Annotated in this window: 23 protein-coding genes and 1 other RNA gene; 19 read left to right on the top strand and 5 right to left on the bottom strand. The window is 46.8% G+C overall.

Annotated elements, in window-relative coordinates; translation table 11 throughout:
* Positions 1-62: 62 nt before the first annotated feature.
* The 4 genes from B2751_RS11780 (at position 63) to B2751_RS11765 (ending at position 3686) form a co-directional block, all read left to right on the top strand.
* On the top strand, positions 63-1058 hold the full coding sequence (locus B2751_RS11780) for a potassium channel family protein (RefSeq protein WP_231496867.1): 996 nt from the start codon (positions 63-65) through the stop codon (positions 1056-1058).
* 69 nt (positions 1059-1127) lie between these two features.
* Positions 1128-1820: a hypothetical protein gene (locus tag B2751_RS11775; protein ID WP_290774934.1), complete on the top strand. Its 693-nt coding sequence runs from the start codon at positions 1128-1130 to the stop codon at positions 1818-1820.
* Between the two features lie 59 nt (positions 1821-1879).
* Positions 1880-2293, top strand: a complete 414-nt coding sequence (locus B2751_RS11770; RefSeq protein ID WP_023467922.1) for a hypothetical protein — start codon at positions 1880-1882, stop codon at positions 2291-2293.
* 49 nt (positions 2294-2342) lie between these two features.
* Positions 2343-3686, top strand: a complete 1344-nt coding sequence (locus B2751_RS11765; RefSeq protein ID WP_290774932.1) for a S8 family peptidase — start codon at positions 2343-2345, stop codon at positions 3684-3686.
* Positions 3687-3732: 46 nt separating this feature from the next.
* On the opposite strand, the gene B2751_RS11760 is transcribed toward B2751_RS11765, so the two are convergent.
* A complete protein-coding gene (locus B2751_RS11760; protein WP_029341396.1) occupies positions 3733-4176 on the bottom strand; it encodes a hypothetical protein in 444 nt (147 codons plus the stop codon).
* A 134-nt stretch (positions 4177-4310) separates the two neighbouring features.
* Between B2751_RS11760 and rnpB the strand changes: the two genes are divergently transcribed.
* The 3 genes from rnpB to B2751_RS11745 all read left to right on the top strand — a co-directional run bounded on the left by rnpB (position 4311) and on the right by B2751_RS11745 (position 9441).
* An RNA gene (gene rnpB, locus B2751_RS11755) (RNase P RNA component class B) lies at positions 4311-4684 on the top strand.
* Between the two features lie 111 nt (positions 4685-4795).
* Positions 4796-5941: a THUMP domain-containing class I SAM-dependent RNA methyltransferase gene (locus B2751_RS11750; protein ID WP_029341397.1), complete on the top strand. Its 1146-nt coding sequence runs from the start codon at positions 4796-4798 to the stop codon at positions 5939-5941.
* Positions 5942-8592: 2651 nt separating this feature from the next.
* Positions 8593-9441 carry an SMI1/KNR4 family protein gene (locus B2751_RS11745; protein WP_290774930.1) on the top strand — a complete coding sequence of 283 codons (849 nt, stop codon included), beginning with the start codon at positions 8593-8595 and terminating at the stop codon, positions 9439-9441.
* A gap of 57 nt (positions 9442-9498) precedes the next feature.
* Here B2751_RS11745 and B2751_RS11740 read toward each other — a convergent pair whose 3' ends face one another.
* Positions 9499-9687, bottom strand: coding sequence for a hypothetical protein (locus tag B2751_RS11740; RefSeq protein WP_290774928.1), 189 nt, complete (start codon positions 9685-9687; stop codon positions 9499-9501).
* A gap of 183 nt (positions 9688-9870) precedes the next feature.
* Between B2751_RS11740 and B2751_RS11735 the strand changes: the two genes are divergently transcribed.
* The 5 genes from B2751_RS11735 (at position 9871) to B2751_RS11715 (ending at position 11775) form a co-directional block, all read left to right on the top strand.
* Positions 9871-10161: a hypothetical protein gene (locus tag B2751_RS11735; RefSeq protein ID WP_290774926.1), complete on the top strand. Its 291-nt coding sequence runs from the start codon at positions 9871-9873 to the stop codon at positions 10159-10161.
* Between the two features lie 25 nt (positions 10162-10186).
* Positions 10187-10687, top strand: coding sequence for a GNAT family N-acetyltransferase (locus tag B2751_RS11730; RefSeq protein WP_290774924.1), 501 nt, complete (start codon positions 10187-10189; stop codon positions 10685-10687).
* Between the two features lie 19 nt (positions 10688-10706).
* Entirely contained in the window at positions 10707-10931 is a 225-nt protein-coding gene (locus B2751_RS11725) for a hypothetical protein (RefSeq protein WP_035397919.1), read from the top strand.
* A gap of 74 nt (positions 10932-11005) precedes the next feature.
* Positions 11006-11224, top strand: a complete 219-nt coding sequence (locus tag B2751_RS11720) for a hypothetical protein (RefSeq protein ID WP_290774920.1) — start codon at positions 11006-11008, stop codon at positions 11222-11224.
* Between the two features lie 74 nt (positions 11225-11298).
* Complete coding sequence (locus B2751_RS11715) at positions 11299-11775, top strand: glutathione peroxidase (protein WP_290774918.1); 477 nt, start codon at positions 11299-11301, stop codon at positions 11773-11775.
* 79 nt (positions 11776-11854) lie between these two features.
* Here the strand turns inward: B2751_RS11715 and B2751_RS11710 are convergent, their stop codons facing one another.
* Both B2751_RS11710 and B2751_RS11705 read right to left on the bottom strand, forming a co-directional pair.
* Positions 11855-12316: a hypothetical protein gene (locus tag B2751_RS11710; protein WP_290774916.1), complete on the bottom strand. Its 462-nt coding sequence runs from the start codon at positions 12314-12316 to the stop codon at positions 11855-11857.
* Positions 12317-12319: 3 nt separating this feature from the next.
* The gene (locus tag B2751_RS11705) at positions 12320-13231 is read right to left on the bottom strand and encodes an EamA family transporter (RefSeq protein WP_290774914.1); all 912 of its coding nucleotides are present in this window, start codon (positions 13229-13231) and stop codon (positions 12320-12322) included.
* Between the two features lie 148 nt (positions 13232-13379).
* On the opposite strand from B2751_RS11705, the gene B2751_RS11700 reads away from it, so the two are divergent.
* The 7 genes from B2751_RS11700 to B2751_RS11670 all read left to right on the top strand — a co-directional run bounded on the left by B2751_RS11700 (position 13380) and on the right by B2751_RS11670 (position 19692).
* Positions 13380-14333, top strand: coding sequence for an SMI1/KNR4 family protein (locus B2751_RS11700; protein WP_290774912.1), 954 nt, complete (start codon positions 13380-13382; stop codon positions 14331-14333).
* 36 nt (positions 14334-14369) lie between these two features.
* Entirely contained in the window at positions 14370-14798 is a 429-nt protein-coding gene (locus tag B2751_RS11695; RefSeq protein ID WP_035408429.1) for a BsuPI-related putative proteinase inhibitor, read from the top strand.
* A gap of 444 nt (positions 14799-15242) precedes the next feature.
* Positions 15243-16136 carry an N-acetylmuramic acid 6-phosphate etherase gene (gene murQ, locus B2751_RS11690; protein WP_290774910.1) on the top strand — a complete coding sequence of 298 codons (894 nt, stop codon included), beginning with the start codon at positions 15243-15245 and terminating at the stop codon, positions 16134-16136.
* Between the two features lie 12 nt (positions 16137-16148).
* Positions 16149-17522 (top strand): PTS transporter subunit EIIC, encoded by a 1374-nt coding sequence (locus B2751_RS11685; protein WP_290774908.1) that lies wholly within the window; start codon positions 16149-16151, stop codon positions 17520-17522.
* 82 nt (positions 17523-17604) lie between these two features.
* The gene (locus B2751_RS11680) at positions 17605-18597 is read left to right on the top strand and encodes a MupG family TIM beta-alpha barrel fold protein (RefSeq protein WP_290774906.1); all 993 of its coding nucleotides are present in this window, start codon (positions 17605-17607) and stop codon (positions 18595-18597) included.
* A complete protein-coding gene (locus tag B2751_RS11675; protein ID WP_056060798.1) occupies positions 18506-19033 on the top strand; it encodes a hypothetical protein in 528 nt (175 codons plus the stop codon). The genes B2751_RS11680 and B2751_RS11675 overlap by 92 nt, the downstream gene beginning before the upstream one ends.
* Before the next feature lie 101 nt (positions 19034-19134).
* The gene (locus tag B2751_RS11670; RefSeq protein WP_056060801.1) at positions 19135-19692 is read left to right on the top strand and encodes a DUF1349 domain-containing protein; all 558 of its coding nucleotides are present in this window, start codon (positions 19135-19137) and stop codon (positions 19690-19692) included.
* Between the two features lie 71 nt (positions 19693-19763).
* On the opposite strand, the gene B2751_RS11665 is transcribed toward B2751_RS11670, so the two are convergent.
* Positions 19764-20107: citrate/2-methylcitrate synthase (locus B2751_RS11665; RefSeq protein ID WP_290774902.1), on the bottom strand; the 344-nt coding region annotated here is incomplete at its 5' end.

The raw sequence follows: 20107 nt of genomic DNA, 5'->3' as shown, positions 1-20107 counted from the left end.
CACCTCCTTCGCCCTTATTGACAGGGAAAGAGACCGGATTGTTCGAAAGGAATGAAAAAAAGATGGTCTGGTTACGTTTTTTACGAAAAGTATCGTTTTTACGCATGCGGACGCTCGGATATGCGTCCTTGATCTTCGTCTTTGGTGTCGCGGGCATCATGTATGCTCTTGAGCCAGAGACGTTCGGATCCTACTTCCGGGCCGTCTACTGGACGATGACGACCGTCGTCACGGTCGGGTACGGCGACTTCTTCCCGAATTCTGATACCGGTCGGATTCTGACGATTTTCGTCTTCATCTTTGGAATCGGGATCGTCGGGGGACTAATCTCAAAACTGGTCGACGGTGTCCAGTTGATTCGCAATCAAAAGGAAAGAGGGTTATTACAAGTGAAAGAAACAGGGCATACCGTCGTTTTCGGTTACAGTCGGCGTTCGAAGCACGTCATCGATTCATTACTCGAACATACGGATGTCGTCCTCGTCGATGATTTAGAGCGCGAGCCATTCAGTCACCCACGATTTCATTACGTCTGTGGTGATCCGGCACTGACATCGACGCTCGAACGGGCACACATCGAAAAGGCAGTTCGCGCGATCGTCCTCGCCGATCATTCGATTCCACCGGTCCATGCTGACGGACGGACATTGTTGATTGCTTCAAGCATCGAACGGGCGAATCCTAACATTTATACAATCGTCGAAATGATGCTTGAAGAACACCTCGACAGCTTCGAACAGGTTAAGGTTGATGAGGTGTTACTTGGTGATGAGACGATTGCCCGGATGGCGATCCTCGCGTCCCATCATCCTGGTGTGACGAAGGTCGTGACGGATTTGTTGACGAAGGACGGTGAAGGCATGTTCTCGATTCCGAGTAGACCGGAGTGGGGAACGTATCGTGACGCCTATCATGCCTTGCTAGAAGAAGGCGTCACGATCTTATCTGATGGAAAACGACTCGATTTGAACCGTCGACTCGATGAAGCGATTCCGAAAAACGGGACGTTGATCGTCTTGTGTTCGGAGGAAACCGCCCAACGAATCGGAGCGATTTAGAGAAGAAAGGATTTAACCAATCTTTTTTCGGGTATAGTAAATAAATTTACTAGACGGAGGAAAAAGATTATGACACAACCACAACCAGAATGGATTCAAGAATTATTTGAGACGGTCGATCAAGGCGAAATTAAAAATGCACCAAAATTACTCTATATGGCACTGACGCTTGAACCAAATTATTTTACAAAAGCAGTTAGCCGATTCAATCAACGGTTAGAAGTCGAACCATTAACGGACGTTTCGGAATTGTTGACGGTCTATCGTCAATTTTTCCTTTCAGCTAATCCATCAGAGGAGTACTGGTCACTTGCCTGGAACGAACTCATCCAGACGCTACAACATATGATTGACCGGCCGGAAGTTCATCAATTACTTAAAGAGCATGTCGATTTACTCGACTGGTGGTCGAGCGAATCGTTGCTTTCACTCCCGAGCTGGTTGACGATTTTAGATGTCGCTGAACGAATTGACGCGCTTGATCAATTTAGCAGTTATCTTCCAGATATCTTCGAGAGTTACGCGCTTGAAACAGCGAAGGACGAACCGTTCGCCCGTCTTGCCTGGTACGCACTCGCAAGCAATCAACAAGAGTTGCTTGCCCCTTACAGAGACCGGATTGAAGCCGGTTCTTCAAAGGAAATTCAGTCTCTTCGTCAAGCGGATCTCGTCGATCAAATTGAAACGACGCGGGTCGTTATGTTAAAGTCGAAAGATAACGAGCCGATTGAATTAACATTTGATCGAAAATGGACATTATAAATTATCGAAGAAAAAATGACACCTAGAAGCCGCACGAATTCAGTCCGAGGGGTGTAGGGATGATTCACGTCAATTTACCGAGTGGTGACTATGTCGTGTTAGTAGAAATAAATCGTGAAGTGCTGCTGTGTCATTCGATTGAAGAAGCGGAACAAGCACAACGCGACCGGTATGAACTGGTCGGACGGATGAGCGAACGCTTGCCGGCAGAAGTGATTGGACCCTCGATTGCGGATTTTGTCCGCTTTTCGACCGGGTTCATCGGCGAAGAAGTGACGTGGCACGAGGAGGAAGAAGCCTTCTTTTGCCAACAGTTCGAGACATTCGACGGTTCCCCGTTAGGTGAAGATCTAACGGGGATCGATGCAACGCGTTGGCGTGCGGTCCTTGCACGCTATTATGCTTACGTGACGATCGGAAAGATCATTCCTTTTGAAGTCAGCGAAGAACCGGATGGCACGGTTCCGCTTTAGTCCAGACGATTCTTCGGTCGGCGCGTAATCAGAGAAGGGCAGGGTTCCCATGAAAAAGCAACTTGCACTACTCACGCTAGCGACAATCGTCGCCATGCCAACGTCTGCTTTCGCGCAGTCTCAATACGTACAATATGATCCGACGTTTACAGAACAACAAAAACAAGAGTGGTTGGCGAATCAGGGGCTGACCGAGATTCGTGCCTTGAAACAAAAAGGATTCTCGCTCGTCGAGCCGCTTGCGCATCTCGAAGAAAAGGATATCGATGCCGATTTGATTCCAATCACGGACGTCAAGAGAGCAACGGATTCCGCTCAATTTCAACAAACGTATCTTGATCAGTCACGCATTCCCGCTTACTGGAAGTACAGCCGCGGAAAATCGGATATCCGAGTTGCGATCATCGATGATGCAATCGATACGAAACACCGCGAGTTCAAGGACGTCATCTATAAGACGACGACGATTTCTGGAATCCGAAAACCTGACGATCACGGGACACACGTCGCCGGTATCGTCGCGGCGCGTGAAGACGGTCAAGGGATCGTCGGTGTCGCATCTGGTGTCAAACTGATCGGGGTCGATGTCTTCGATGGAGACTTTGCTGCATCAATCGACATCGGCGACGGTATTTTGTATGCAATCGAGCAGGGAGCAGATGTCATCAATCTCTCACTCGGACAATATGAGTTTGATCCGTACATGGAAGCAGCGGTCAAAAAGGCGGAAGCGAAGAACATACTCGTCGTCGGAGCAGCCGGAAACGACGGGCGCAATAAAGTACTCTTCCCAGGATCGATGAGTCAAGTCGTCGGTGTCGGGTCCGTCGGAACGCTGGGGCGTGCCTCGACGTTCTCGAACTACGGTAAAGGAGTCAACATCATGGCACCGGGGGAAGGGATCTACTCGACGATCGTCGGCAACAAGTACGGCTACTTGGACGGAACATCGATGGCGACACCGGTCGTCAGTGGTGTGTTGGCGCTCGCGAAATCGAAGAACCCATTCGTCTCGAACACGACGATGCGCAGTAAGTTATATGCTGCAGCGACGAAAAAATCAGGTGATACGAAGTTGCATTACGGAGCAGGTCGCTTGAATGCCGGAATCTTAGCGACACTGCCGGCACCGATCTCGAAGATCTCGTTACCGGCAACGGTTAAGCCGAATCAGGCGTTTACATTCTATTTTGATGAGTATGCGAGTGCGAAGACGACGACACGTCTCTATAAGGACGGTAAGGTCGTTAAGACATTCACGCAATCGAATTTAACGAACGGTACGCATAAGTTTACGTATAAGTTGAAAGACAAGGGGTCATATAAGCTTGTCTTTACAACGACAGGTGGACGGCATATGCGGACCGTCGAACGCTTACTGACAGTCAAATAAAAAAGCGCCTCCCACTGAGTGGGAAGCGCCGTACGAGACCTGAAGGTTACTTCGGGTCTTTTCCTTTTTTATAGACGGGCGTCGGAGGCGTCAATGCCTCTCCAGTCCATGTGATCATCGCTTCCATCTTGTATCCTGTGTCATCCTCATGGACGAACGACAGGCGACTGGAATCGATCAATTGGTATAAACCATAAGCGACCTGGTCGGCCCAAGAGCGTAACGTCATCGCTTCATCATACAACGGGATTTGCTCAGGGAACCGTTCGTTCATAAGCAAGATATCGTGTTGATCGAAATGATAGCTACGTTTTGAGAGTGCATCGGGCGCCTTGACGTTGAACGGCTCGAACGCGTGGATGAGCTCTCCTTGACGATAGAAGGCGAAGATGCCGTTTCGCAGATGAAGTGCCTTGATCTCGTCGATCTCGATCAGGAATGTCAACTTGCGAACCGTTCGCCGGTTCGTACCAGAGCGTCGTTTTTTCATGCTGCATGCCTCCTTCTGAACTCTTGTACTATACCGTGAAATGAGGCAGGGACGCAACTTTTTCGTTTGTAAAACGAGAATTACCTCTTGCAGGAAAGCGGCATCTACGCTACACTCATAAGCAGTGACTATGTTGGTTCGGACAATCGCGGGGCATTTCGATGCTTTGAGGAAAGTCCATGCTCGCACAGCCTGCGATGGCTGTAGTGATCGTGCTACACTAAAAGATAAGTGTAGGCAGCGTCAAGCTGACGGCAGAAGGAACGCCTAAGTCTTCGGATATGGCCGAAACTTCTTGAAGGTGCCACAGTGACGGAGCTTCATGGGAAACCATGAAGGTGGAACGAGGTAAACCCCACGAGCGAGAAACCCAAATTTGGTAGGGGAATTTCCGGAGCGGAACTGAACGCAATGGAGAGCGTATGCAAATACGGAGATAGATGATTGTCGCCTGCGTGTGAGGGTCAAACCGTTTGGAACACTAAGGAACAGAACATGGCTTACAGGACCACATAGGCTGTTATTTTTAAGTTGAACGAGAGTCCAGGTCCACCCTGGGCTCTTTTTTTATTGCAATGAAACGATACTGTGGAAGAAACGATAAAGGAGTGAACGCGATATGGCAAAACGCTTAGTCATCGCGACAGCGGCGATGGGAATCGAAGCGCTCGTCGCAAAAGAAGTCCGTGCGTTAGGATACGAGTGTACGGTCGAAGACGGAAAGGTCTACATCGATTGTGAGATGGAGGACATTCCCCGTTTGAACATGTGGCTCCGGACAGCGGACCGGATCAAACTTGTCGTTGCTGAGTTCCGCGCGACGACATTCGAAAAATTGTTCGATCAAGTCAAGGCACTACCGTGGCACGAATTGATGCCGTGGGATGCGAACTTCATCGTCAACGGTCGTTCGGTCAAATCGAAGCTGTTCTCGATCCGTGACTGTCAAAAGATCACTGAGAAAGCGATCGTCTCGCACATGCAAGAGCAGTACAACAAAGGAACAGAATGGTTGCCGAAGACCGGCGCAAGCTATCCAATCGAAGTCGCCTTGTTAAAAGACATCGCAACATTAACGATCGATACGTCAGGCGATGCGTTACACAAACGCGGCTACCGTGAATTCCACTCAGCAGCTCCACTGAAAGAAACGATGGCAGCAGCGATGCTGATGCTGACGAACTGGAAGCCGGACATGCCGCTTTACGACGTCTTTACTGGTTCAGGTACGCTGGCAATCGAAGCGGCGATGATCGGGCGGAATATCGCACCAGGTATCAACCGTGAGTTCGTCTCGCAGGAATGGAAGTGTATTCCGAAGAAAGCCTGGTTCGATGCGATCAACGAAGCGAACGAAAAAGCGGAGTGGGACAAACCACTGAAAATTTACGCAAGCGATGTCGATCCAGAGATGGTCAAGCTCGCGAAAACGAACGCAGAACTCGCAGACGTCCGCGATGCGATCAACGTCATGCAACGTGACGCGGCAGACTTCAAACCGAAGGAAGACTTCGGTGTCATCATCGGGAACCCGCCGTATGGGGAGCGTCTCGAGGACGCACGTGAAGTTCATCAGCTGTACCGCAAGATCGGAACAGCGTATAAAGAATTCCCATACTACAGTGTCTACATGATCACGTCGTATGTCGAGTTCGAAAAAGCCTACGGACGTCCAGCGACGAAGCGCCGGAAGCTGTACAACGGGAACATCGAAGTTCAGTTCTATCAATATTATGGTTTGCGTCGGAAACGTCCGCAGGCTTAAGCGATTTGTGGGAGGTGAATGGGGATCAGTTCCCACTTACTTCCCACTTTTTTATTTTTTTCGCCAAGATGTCACGAGCCGCTCGGTTGAGCGGTTTTTTTGCGTTTCAAAAGCTGCTCGAATCGAAATCACCAAGTCTTTTTGGATGACATTTCGGATTTCACTGAACTTTTTAATGCCAGTTCGATTGTTAAGAAATTTTCAAATCGTAATTTTTTTACATACTTACGTTCTGTTTCTGTCAGAAAGAAAAGGCACCTGAGTGCCTTCAGGGTAAACCTTTTTAATTTTTGTTGATATCGCGTGTAGGTAAATCTAGCGAGGTAAATCCGGATGTATCTAAATTGCTGTTCAAGTCGTTCAAATTTTGGATAGCTTCTTGTCCTCTATAGTATCCGTCCTGACGCGTTTCCATCTCATTACTCTTGAGTAGTCTTTCTGAACTCACTAATTCAGAGGCAGTGGATTGCATCTCGATGATTGCAGTCGACAAGGTGTTGGCGATGTGTTTAATACTTCCATCTGCTGTGGGCGATTTCTGAATGCCGATGATTTTTTCCGACATACCATTTACCATGAGAGACAAAGAATTGCCAGTTGTTAAATCATCGCCTTCAGCTGGGTATTCGAGTGACATCTCGTAATATTTGTCATCCGCTTCTTTCAACATGGCTGTCAGTTGAAATTGACCATCTAAAAATTCTGCAATCAATTCTCCATCATCTTCATTCATTACATTTGAAGCATCAGTACTCGTTTCGGTAGCATCACTAGAAGAAGCGTTGAAGATAGCTTCATTAAGCGGAATTGCCCGTAAAGTTTTTTCCTCTCGATTAGGTNNACTCTTAGAAACCGTATACGTCTCTAAGCTGTATGCTATATCTAATAAATTTTGAGAGAGAGGTTCGAGTTTTTCCGCTATCACGTTTTCTACATTTGTGAATGGGACATCTTCATTTTTCGCCATGTACGCACCCGCAGCCATCATATGAGCAATTTGTGCGGCTTCGTTCAATATTTCAACTTGCGCGTCTACTCGATCTCTCACATCTTGGGTGACAGTTTTTTGAAAATCTTTGATTCGAAGTTGTTCTGTTTCTTTCATCTTTTTTTGTTCTTTAACAATACGGTTCACTAACTCGGTTGTGGATGAAATAGCCTTCTCAACAACAGGCTTCCCTGTATCTAAAGCATTTTGGACATCTTCTGGAGAGAAATCATTGTTCGTTTGTTCTACATTTGTTCCGTGTCCGAAAGAGGCGAGATCTCTCGGATCAGAAGCTAGAGGTGTGTCACTTTTTTGTTTTGCTTTTTCTGTTTTTGATTCGGTAACAGGATTTTCCTTTTTAACCTGTGATGATTTAGCATGCATCCCAAGAAAGTACGATCCCCCGATTATTACAACTGCAAGGATTCCGATAATCCAGCGTATCTGGATGGTCCGTCTGTTATAACGACTATATTTAAAAGTACGTTTCCTTTCATTGTCCACGACGTACCCTCCATTAGTAATTATTTATTTAATCCTAATTTAGTACATTTATGATTTTAATTTCCATATTAATTCTAACTCAAAATGGTTTATTATACGACATGGATTTAAGCAATAGGACAACTATCTTCGCATCGAACAATCATATACCTAACGTATATGAATATTGAAATGCAGTTAATGCATTAATTTCCAAGTGTTATAGTTTCTGTCGTGAAAGGACACAGGTAAAAGTTACATTTAGTATTCGTATGATTGGTGTTGCACAGTCATTATATAGTTATTAAGAATCTCTCTAGATTAAATTAGGACAATATAAAAAATACCTTTGAAATGACATAATTAAAAAGTATAAGTTTTGAAGATATTTTTGATTAGCACAGATAATATTTTTGAGTAGGATGATATGAACAGTAGTCAAAAGATAAATATTAATGAGGTATCTCTACATACTAAACGAGATAAGCATGACAAGAATCTGGATCGAAGAGTATGCAGTGACGGGTGATTTAGGGCGTCTGTTCGGTCATTTTTTAGATATGGACGAATCAATTAAAACGGCATATTTAATAAATCCATCAGATGGAGACAAATGTGTTTAACCAACGAAGATAATTTTGTTTGAGTTTTTAGAGCATCGAAATGAATTTCCGCTGTACCTGTATTTTTCGGATGAATATATATTAAGGGAACAACATCAGCAGTTCTTTCAGCAACAGAATATTGACTATACCATTCAAACGGTTTATCCAAGTCGCAAACATCATTTAGATCCGCTTCTCTATTTCACAGTTGAGTTAAAGAACAAGGAAACACTCAGACGCGTCGTTCGCGAGACGTACTGGTTAGGAGAAGAAAATGTTTTCTACGTGATTTCGAATTATGATAATTTAAAATTTATATTTGAGGAAAGGCGGCATTAGGGGTTCCGACAAAATCTATCAGTTGCTTCGTTTAATCGAAATCCTCCATCGGTACTTATCAAGCCTGGTCATGACGGCTGTGGTTTTTTCATATGCTCAAACGATGTATCGATGAACTCGTTAGAAAACGTCATCCGCAGTAGGCCGGAAGAAATAATTATTTATCAAATCAATGACGAACTATATGAACCTGAGAATGAAGAGTGAATTCATTCTTCAACTATCGGAGGTATTATATGAAACCAGCCATCAAACAGATCAATCCATCGTCTAAACGCCCGGGTGTATCACTAATCGATCTAAAGCGTGCAGAAAAAATCCTCGGTTCAAAATTCCCGACGGATTACATTTCACTCATGCAGGAATCAAATGGTGCAGCCTTTCATGACTGGCAACTCTATTCGATACCTACTGAATCGAGTCATTCTGAAGTCGAAGATATCATCCACCATCACATAAATCGTCCAGATGGTTTACCGGAGGATATGATCTGCTTTGGTGAACATTTAGATGGGAGACGGTTATGCTACCGGATTCGACGTCGTTTTTTACAAGAGCTCGTCTTCACGTGGCATCCTAAAAAGGGACTTGAAAAATACTGTGCCTCTTCACTCAACGAATGGGTAGAATCCGAAATGTTACGAGACCGGGCTAATAAAAAGATTACCCTGGGTACTTTTAGTGTTAGTAGTCATCGACTGCTCGTGACGGATTCGAATGAAAAAGATCTAGCATCGATTGTCTTGGAGCAAGTGAAGTCTGGCGCATGGACGGCTTCCGTCACATATGATTCAGATGGAACGGTTCGTTTACTCACAGTATACGAAGGTGTCAATCAGCCGACGGGCAGATGGACGCGCTCGCATGAGATCGCGATTGATTCAGGATTTGTATTGATCGGTGATGATGTTGCGTTTCGTGAGGAGGAACTAGCCGAGGAACTCTTTTTCGGTCAACAGGACGTCCATTTGTTTCAAGCGGGTATCATGACCGAGTCTGGATATGGAGACGGTATTTATCATCTGAAAGTAAAGAAAAATCGAGATAAACAAATCATCGGAGTACGAATCAACTTCTTGGAGTAGCAATTGAAAGACCGGTCGAAGGAGCATTCCTTCGACCGGTCTTTTTGCGATATGTAGTTATTTGATATTGTCGATGGCGTTGCCGTCTTGATCGACTTGAGTAGAAAGTCCTGTCCAGCCACGACCTTTCGTCTCTAGCCAGCGGGTGAATTCGACGAGAAATTCCTCGTGCGGTACATGACCACCATCTTTTTTGACGACGACGTACCCGTCAAGCTTTACATATGACTCCTTCAGTGATTCCATGCGTAATCTCCTCCTAAGCAGCGGATGCGAAAGTAAGATTATAGCGCTTGAAACAATCATTTACAAATGATATCCATTTATCATTCGTATGAATCTATTCGTCGGAAAATCCAACTCTAGGCGGATATACCGAATAATGGATTCCAAATATAGTAAAAAGGAGAGGTGAGAGGAGACGATACGATGTGGATCGTACTGGGTTTAATGGCGATTGGATTTACGGCACTGAACATCATATTTTATTTGATCGGTAAGGACTATCGTTTCCTGATGGTGCTCGGACTGAGTTTTACGGCACTGACGCTGTGCGCCGAATACCGACTCGTCGCGGAATTCGTGGCGCGGGAGGATTGGGCAGCGTTACAGGACGTCGTACCGGGCATGGAGCGGGCGCTGTGGGTGTTGACGTTCATCTCGATCGGATTAAACGTATTGCCGCTACTGTTAGACTACCGAAAGAATCGATCTCGTTGAGGAATCCAAGAGGAGCTGACTCCTGATGAGCTATACATTTTCACCGCTGACGCAACGACAGGCGGAACAGATTGCCTACGAGTGGCAATATGACGGGGCGTTTGCATTTTATGATATGCCAAATGATGAAGAAGATTTAGCAGAATTTCTCGATCCAGCAAAGCGGGCGGAACATTATTTTGCTGTGTTGGATCGTGAAGAATTGATTGGTTATTATGTATTCGAACCAAACGCAGACGTCGTTGACGTCGGGCTTGGCATGCGACCAGACTTGACGGGCCGAGGAAATGGAGTGGCATTTTTAGAAGCCGGTCTTGCGTTCATCATGGACCGGTATGCACCTAAACAAATCGAATTAGCTGTCGCGACATTCAACGAGCGGGCGATTCGCCTGTATACGAAAAGTGGCTTCCTTCCCGTCGAACGCTTCCAACAAGCTACGAATGGTGGAAGCTATGAATTTTTGAAGATGCGTTTACAACCTATCGACGCAACGGAACCTTTTCCAAACTCTATAAGTAGATAACAGAAAAGGGGATGATGTCATGGCACGCTGTACGAATTGTCAGTATAAGTTCAACACAAAAGAACTACTCGCTGTCAGTGTTGCAATACATGGGAAAGGCAAACCATGTCCGAACTGTGGCGTGAAACAATACATGTCCCGAAAGTCGCAATTTTATCTTTCACTCGGGAATATCAGTCTCTTGTTCGTCCTGTTCTTGCCGTTTCTGATTCGGTTGAGCGACCAGGAAGAATCCATGAGGTAAGATGTCGGTTACCTTCGATTTCATGAAACTTTTTCCTGCATCCACCAGTAGAAAAGGAAGAAGGAGATGATCAAATGGTACGTTGTACGAATTGCCAGTATACGTTCAAAATGAAAGAAGTGCTTGCTGTCGGATTTGCGAAACATGGTAAAGCGTGTCCGAACTGCGGCGTGAAGCAATACATTTCAAAAGACTCGCAACATTACTTATCGCTCGGATATGTTAGTCTCTTGTTCGTCTTGATTTTACCGTTCGTCATCAAACTGAGCGACAAAGAAGAGGCGATTTGGTAAAGCATTACGCGCATGCCTGAAAACGACAGGGTGCGGCGTTTTGTCTTATACTCGGGGCAAAGGAGCTGGGAAACATGCAGACCGTATACGATGCAACCGTACAAAACGCAGCGGGCGAGACTGTTTCATTAGGTGACTATGCGGGGCGTGTCCTCGTGATCGTCAACACGGCAAGCAAATGTGGACTCGTCAAACAACTTGGCGAACTACAGGCGCTTTATGATAAATATGAGAAACAAGGAGTCACAGTGCTCGGATTTCCGTGTGATCAATTCAATCAGCAGGAGTTCGGGAGTCAGGAAGAGACGATGCAGTTCTGTCAGCTGAACTATGGCGTGACGTTTCCGATGTTTCAGAAGATCGACGTCAATGGACCGGACGAGCATCCGCTTTATACGTTCTTGAAGAAAGAACAGTCCGGCTTGCTGTCGTCGAAAATCAAATGGAACTACACGAAGTTCCTCGTCGACCGGAAGGGACAGGTCGTCAAGCGCTTCAGTCCAATCGACTCTGTCCAGTCGATTGAAAAGACGCTGCCTGTTTATGTATAATAAAGGGAACCGTTTAGCGCGAGTCGTTGCAGCGGGACGAAGAAATACCCTACCTTTGGCGAGGTAGGGCTTTTTTATGTCATTCAGCGTTGAACGAATCAAATGAATAGGTGACGATTGCATCGCTTCGTTTATGTCCGAGATCAGTCAGGACCGGTGGACGGGGGGACAAGACATGAAAATCCTGTTCGAACGCCCGGAGCCAGTAATGGACCCAGTCTTTTGTAGGATCGAGATTCATCATTTTACGAGCAAACGTCAGTAGCTTTGAATCGGTCAGCGTCAGAAGTGGAATCGGATTGATCTCGACATCTTCTTTTAGTTCATAGAGGTCCGGTGAACGAAGCAGAATCGCATCCGCCTCGAAGGTCAATCGGAAGTAATTACAGCTGTAGTCACCGACGATGACCATCGTCTCCTCCGTATGCCCACGGAAATGAAAGATCAATCGGTTACCATTTGCGACATCCATCAAGAACTGATTGAGTCCGATGTGATAATCTTCGCGAAATTGTAGTTTCTCAAGCGTGATTTCTTGCATGATTTAGCCTCCAGTCCGAGTTTGTCGTTCTTCTGTCAAAACGGTTTGGCGCGTTGCTAGGCGAGACGAACTGATTAATAAGACGATACCGAGTAACAATAACGAGATCCCGAACCAAGCCGTGCCACTTAACTGTTCGCCGAGGACGAACACACCGAGCAAGGCAGCCGTCAATGGTTCACCGAGCGAGAGAGTGACGGCAGTCGACGACGGTACGTTCGATAGCCCTTTTGCGAATAACCAGTAAGCAAGCCCGGTTGCAACGACGCCGAGATGGAGGATGATTCCGGCTCCTCGTGGCGTGACTAACCACGAGAGATCAAATAAGAAGAGCAGAGGTGATAGCAGCAAGGCGCTCGTCGTAAAGATGACGGCAACGACCGACAGCGGCGCATGGGTCTTGACAAGATCACGACTGACGAACGTATACCCGGCAAACGATAGTCCGGCACCAAGTGCAAGAACGATCCCAATTGGATCAATCGCGACCGTCCCTTGATTGTTCAGAAGCAACAGACAACCGGTGATCGATAATCCGGTTGAAGCCCACCACAGCAACGCCGGACGTTTTTTTAAGAACAGCCACTCGATGCATCCGGAGAAGATTGGTGCGCTACCAATCGCAACGACGGTACCGACAGCGACACCCGTCATTAAAACAGCCGAGAAGAACAAGGGCTGGTAAGCTGCCATGCTGACGGCAGCAAGTAAAATCGTCCGCAGTGGCCAGTCACGCAATGTCAGCTTTCCTTTTAGGAAGACGAGACAGAGCAAGAACAGTCCGCCGACAGCCAGACGAACGGCACCAATTGCAATCGGGTGTGCATCTTCTGGCGCAAAGGCTTGTGAGGTCCCAGTCGTACCCCAAAAGATCGCAGCGAGTAATATGAGTAACATTGATGATGATTTAGACATGGGTCACCTCGTCATTTTTTTAATGATATTAGAACGAGAATACCACAGAACGAGTAGGATGGAATACACCAAATAATTGAAAAAATGGTATGGTGTATAGGGTGAAGTCGTATCATTCACGAATACGAAAATGAAAAGGATGGGACCCATGAAAGAAATGAACCAAATCGAAGCGGTACTTGACGTCTTATCACAAAAAATCAATCACGGGTCGACCTTCATTCAGCGACGATACGATACAGGAGTCGCTCAATTCAATTTGAATGACTCGGTGACGGAACAGGCGATTCAGTCGTTTGAAAAACAGTTCAACCTAACGTTACCAAGTGAATATAAGACATTCCTTCGTTTACATGACGGAGCGGAGTTGTTCATGATTCAAGGTCTTGGCATCGAACTCTATCCGCTTGAAAAAGTCATTGAAATGACGATCCAGGCTAAAGAGGACGACCTGATCCATGAAGACTACGATCATTTCTTGATGATTGGCGAAATGAACGAAGGATACGTCTTGATTCATACGGAAGATGCGAAGACGGAGGAGACGCCGTATATGCACTGGATGTTTCATGAGTTGTCGACAGAGGAGACTGACCCGATCGGACAGAACTTCGGCACATTCCTCGAATATGCGATCATTGCGCAAGGGGATATGTTCTGGGAGTTCAAGGAGTTCTCGATTGCGACGGATGATTATTATGTAGAGGACCATAATTCCGTAGAGGAAATGAGCAAACCTCGACCGATTCGCTTCGTCGACTCGGTTCGCGTTGAAATCGAGTACCCGATTGCGAAGAAGAATGCTTATTTCTCGGTTAAGATTTTCGAAGGGAAACAAGATAAAGAAAGTCTCGGCGCTAGCTACGACTCGGATGCGCGCTTTGAAAAAGTGATGCAATCGGTTCGAGAATATTTAATGGCAGAGCGATTCCAGTATTCGTCGATCAAGGTCTTTCAAACGGAACACCGATTTTGGCAAAACGAGGACGAGACGGGTGATCCTTTGATTCGCAACCACAATCCACAACGGCAAGGAATGAGCTTCGACGGATACCGTGCCTTCGTCGAGGAGCCACCGCGTCCACTTCCAGGATGGGAGTAACTCAGCAATTTCTTTATACAGAATGGAGTTTTATAGATGAAAAAATGGTTGTTGATCCCTATGATTCTTTATTTGACCGGTTGTATGATTCAACCGCAAAGTGGGAGTGAGACGAATGAGACATCCTTCAAAGGGACTACGAAAGAGGGACTCGTCTTTGAATACAAATTGACGAACACAGGAGACCATGCATTTGATGTCGTAGCTCGCTCTGGGCATTTGTTGAATGTCATCGTTCGTGAGAGTAAATCAAGGACTGTCGTCTTCGATTCAAGAAAGCAACAGAGTAAAACAAGCCAACAAAAGAAACGCGTCAAAGCATCAGAAACCGTCGTTCTCAAACAAACGGTACAAGGCGGTACGATCGAGCCGGGTACATATGATATCGAATATCTCGTTGAGGAGAAAGAAAAGAATAGCGACAGTTCTAGTTCGGTAGAGGATATGGAAGAGAAATTAAAATGATTTACGCCTCTGGTGAACGACTTCTTCAATAAATATCTTAGAGCCTCATGCAGGTTCCGGTACGAATGATGCTACTAGTAACATGAGATGTAAAAAGTGGTTTCATAGGAAGCTGATTTTTGTCCTTTAGGCAACTAACGGGTGAAAATCAGCTTTTTGTTTATTAATGATACTATGCGACGCTGCTCTATCAACTGACGATTGATCAACCCTAGGTCCACGAATCCCATTGCTCCTTGAAACGATCGGTCGCGACCAAGTCTGTTCCTTACTCGATTTTTCAAAAGAGATGGTCAGCGAAGCCCGCAGGAAATCTGCTGATCCATCCTGAAAAAGAAGAAAAGAACTTTATTATTGTATATAGAAATTTAATTTCAAAATTAAATAAAAAATATTGAATTAAAATTTCTTAATTGTATAATAAAGGGAGGGATAACAGAAAGGGTGAAGCAGATGTTAGATCAGTTAGCAACGGAACGTCGAAATGAGCGCACGATGCATCTCGACGACATGTCGGTCGAAGATGTGTTGCGCGTGATGAATGCCGAGGATCAGACGGTCGCAACGGTCATTCAAACGCAGATACCAGTCATTGCTGAAGTTGTCAAACACGTCATTACGTCATTTAATGCCGGAGGACGCTTGATTTACATCGGTGCTGGTACGAGCGGGCGGCTCGGGATTCTTGATGCAGCAGAATGTGTACCGACGTTCGGGGTCTCACCAGATATGGTCGTCGGTTTGATCGCTGGTGGCGAACGCGCGTTGATTAAAGCCGTTGAGGGAGCTGAGGATAGTCGGACACTTGCCGTCGATGATTTGAAAGCGCTCCAGTTAGAAGCACGTGATACAGTCATCGGGATCGCAGCAAGCGGACGGACGCCGTATGTCATCGGCGGGCTTGATTACGCGAAGGAAGTTGGAGCGGTGACGGCAGCGATCTCTTGTAACACGAATGCGGTCATCAGTCGGCACGCGCGTTATGCGATCGAAGTCGAAACAGGTCCGGAAGTCTTGACGGGGTCAACACGATTAAAGGCTGGAACGGCGCAAAAGCTCGTCTTGAACATGATTTCGACGGCGGCGATGATCGGTGTTGGCAAGGTCTATCAAAACCTGATGGTCGACGTCCAGTCAACGAACGAAAAACTCGAGATCCGGGCGAAGCGGATGATCAGTGAGGCGACAGGAGTCGATGCCGTAACGGCGGAACGGATCTTCCATGAAGCGCACGGACACGTTAAGACGGCGATCGTCATGATTCTCGCAAACATTCCGTACACGGAAGCCGTCGAACGATTACAGCAAGCGAACGGATTCGTCCGAGACGCACTCTAAGGGGGAAACACGATGAAGAAGGAAGAAGTGCTGGCACAGGCGATCCTTGAGCACGTCGGTGGAAAAGATAATCTTCGACAGCTTGCGCACTGCATGACGCGAGTTCGCTTATCTTTAAAGGACCCGACGCAAGCAAATATCGATGCTCTAAAACAGATTGATGGGGTCATGGGGGTCATCGATGACGAAACGTTACAAATCGTCGTCGGTCCGGGAACGGTCAATCGTGTGGCAGATCACTTAAGTCGCGAGACGGGACTCGCGATTGGGGAAGAGTCAGTGGATCCGAATTTGACACCAGAAGAACGAGCAGCGGTCGAGCGGCAAAAAGTGAAAGCGAAACAACAGTCACCGTTCAAGCGCTTCTTACGCCGGATCGGGAATATCTTCATCCCGCTCATTCCGGGTCTTGTTGCTTCCGGTATCATCAACGGGGGTGCCAACTTCGCGAAGAACGCGGGTGTCGATGCAACACAGACCTGGATGCAAATATTATTATTGATCGGTGGGACGGTCTTTGCATATCTCGCAATCCTTGTCGGCTGGAACACGGCGAAGGAGTTCGGTGGGACGCCGGTACTCGGCGCAATCGCCGGTGGGATTCTATTTAATCCGGTACTTGCGGACATTACGATTTACGGGGAACCGCTTGTTCCGGGCAGGGGTGGCTTGTTTGGGGTCATCTTTGCCGCGTGGTTGATGACGTATCTTGAGAAACACATCCGTCGTTTCATGTTCGCATCGATCGACATCATCTTTACGCCACTGTTGACAGTGTTGATCGTCGGGTTTGCTTCGCTGTATGCGATCATGCCGGTGGCTGGACTGTTGTCAGACGGCATCATGAAAGCAATCAATGCCGTACTTGAGGTCGGTGGACCACTTGCTGGGGCAGTACTTGCCGGCTTCTTCCTACCACTCGTCATGGTCGGTCTCCACCATGGATTGACACCAATCCATCTCGAGTTCTTGAACACGATCGGCAACACACCACTCTTACCGATTCTTGCGATGGCAGGAGCAGGTCAAGTCGGGGCAGCGATGGCGATCTTCGTCAAAACGCGTAACCCGCGTTTGCGTAACATCATCAAAGGGGCGATCCCGGTCGGATTCCTCGGAATCGGTGAACCGTTGTTATACGGGGTCACATTGCCACTTGGTCGACCGTTCGTAACGGCATGTCTCGGGGCAGCGGTCGGTGGTGCCTTCCAAGCGACGATGAAGACGACGGCACTTGGTGTCGGCGTATCCGGTTTATCGTTAACACCGTTGATCGATAACGGAATGTACTTGACGTATATCGGAGGTCTCGTCATTTCGTACGCGGCAGGTTTCCTGTTCACGTACTGGTTCGGTTTCAAAGAAGAAATGGCAGACGGTATTTAAAGTATTGAAAAGCAGTTGAATCCTTCGAAAAAGAAGGAATCAGCTGCTTTTTCCCTAAGTAGAGAAGTGAAGGAGTGAGTCGATGAAAGGATTATCGATCTATTTAAATGAACCAATCACGGATGAGACGAATGAGTGGTTGCAGCGGATGCGTACCGTCGGCTTTACGTCGCTCTTTACATCGCTTCATATCCCTGAGGATGATTCCTTACTGTACGTCGAACGCTTGCAAGCGCTCGGTCGTGTAGCAAAGACACTCGGGTATGAGCTCGTAGCGGACATCGCACCGTCGTCACTTGCGACGCTCGGCAAGACGTGGGAGACGGCAGCGACGCTAACGGACTGGGGTGTCACCGGACTGCGGCTTGATTACGGCATCAGTCCGCAACAAATCGCGACATTATCGAACCAGATGATGGTCGCACTCAATGCCAGTACCTTAACGGCAGACGAATTAACTGAGATGAAGGCACATGGTCTGCAACTCGAACGTACGGAAGCGTGGCATAACTTTTATCCGCGACCGGAAACCGGACTCGACCGGACATGGTTTGACGAAAAAAATGCCTGGTTGCAGGCGCAAGGATTACGCGTCCAAGCATTCATACCGGGCGACGGAACACTTCGCGGACCGTTATTCGAGACGTTACCGACACTTGAAGACCATCGGGGAGTGGCACCGTTCGCAAGTTATCTGGACTTAATAGCGACTGTCGACCGAATCCTTGTCGGCGATCCACGGTTGACGGAAGCGACGATTCGGCAATTTGAAGCAGAGCAAGACGGAGTCATCGTACTTCGGGCATTCGCGAACGGACGACAAGAACAACGGGATACGGAAACGAATCGATTTGATCCGGCGCGGGATGTCATTCGATCCGTTGAATCGCGCATGAGTCCGTCGACGATTGATCTAACACCGCAAGATCCGTCTGCCCGCNNCTTGGTCCAGGAAGTAAATTCCGGATTGACTGGGTGGCGCCATGAGGCAGATCGTTGCCGAGCGCTTCGCCTATCTATACCGAGGGGAATTGTTCACGGTCATCACGATTTTACCACTCAGCTGGTTTGGTAATCGTGTCTTTCCGCAACTTCAATTATTTGAACTCAGTGCATTTTGGATGTCACTGTTTTTGTTCGAACTGTTGTTGATTCAGGGGGCTTGGTATTGGTATAGCAAGTGGAGACGTCTGAAGAAAGAAGGAACGTCGAATACCCCGAAACCGGTCGTCCGACGATTACGCCACTGTCGTGTCATCAATATTATTCTAATCGTTCTGACGACGTGCACGTTCGGAATCGACTGGATTCGTTTTCAATCTGAGCTTCCGGTGTATGGATTACGAATCACCTTGTTTTTATATATTTTTGCGATTCTTGAATATATCAATTATTTCCATATCCAACTGATGTACGATAACCGGTCGGATGTGCAATACTTAATACGGAATCGACGTTTGAAACGATCAGCATTGAATAAGGATATGCAACGACTTCGTAAAGTAGTCTAAGGGTTCATAGAAAATAGGAGGGATTGTATGCTCGATATGCTCATTCGTGGCTATCGAAAGTTAAGGAAGTTAAGAGGGCGTTAAGAGGGAGGATACTATCGATGAAGTGGATCAATCGACCGACACGTATCGAACAAGAGACACCGTTACGCTTCATGACGGATCCGGATACGGATTTTTGGCGCAACACACATTATCAGTTTAATCGTCAGACGGGGCATGCGTTGTTGCAGGATGCTCCAAATGGAGAATTCAAATGCCGGATTGAAGTGAAATTAAAACCGAATGCTACATATGATCAAGCGGGGATTTTACTATATGTGAACGATGACCACTGGGTGAAAGTCTCGGCTGAGTTCATTCCGGATGGTCCATCTCATCTTGGTGCCGTCGTGACGAGCTTTGGGTACTCGGACTGGTCGTGTCGGGATGTCGACAATACACTATTTGATGCGCCGCTCGTCTTTGAACTTCATTATCTCAATCAAGACGTCACGTTGTATCACATAACAGGAGAGTACAAAGAGCAACTCCGGATCGCACACTTACATGACGTGACCGATTTGAAGATCGGACCGTACGCCTGTAGCCCGGATGTAGAAGCGGCAGGATGTGAAGTAGAGATATTGAATTTAACATTAGAGAAAGTCGTTGAATAAAACATCAAAAAAGTGGGGTGATGCTATACATCGCTCCACTTTTTTTAAGAAATTGTTAAAAAGAAGGCGGATTAAAACTTAGCCGCTTTTTCTGGCATCGGACCCGTATACAACGATTGTGGTCTAAAGATTCGGTTGTCTCCTGCTTGTTCAAGGATGTGTGCCGTCCAACCGATGATGCGGCTAGATGTGAACGTCGGTGTGAACAGTTCTTTCGGAATATCGAGTCCTTTTAAGACGGCTGCCGCAAAGAACTCAACGTTCGTATAGAGTTTTCTGCCTGGTTTGTACTCTTCGAGTAAATCAATTGCTGTTTGCTCCATTTGTGTAATCAGATTGAACCAATCGCTTTCTTGCGCGAGATCTTTTGAGACGACTTTTAAGGCTTCTGAACGCGGATCGCGTGTTTTATAGA

This window comes from Exiguobacterium sp. UBA6282 (genome assembly GCF_002440475.1).
Lineage (GTDB): Bacteria > Bacillota > Bacilli > Exiguobacteriales > Exiguobacteriaceae > Exiguobacterium_A.
Note: the sequence above shows the minus strand (reverse complement) of the source record. Positions and strands in the feature narration are given on the sequence as shown.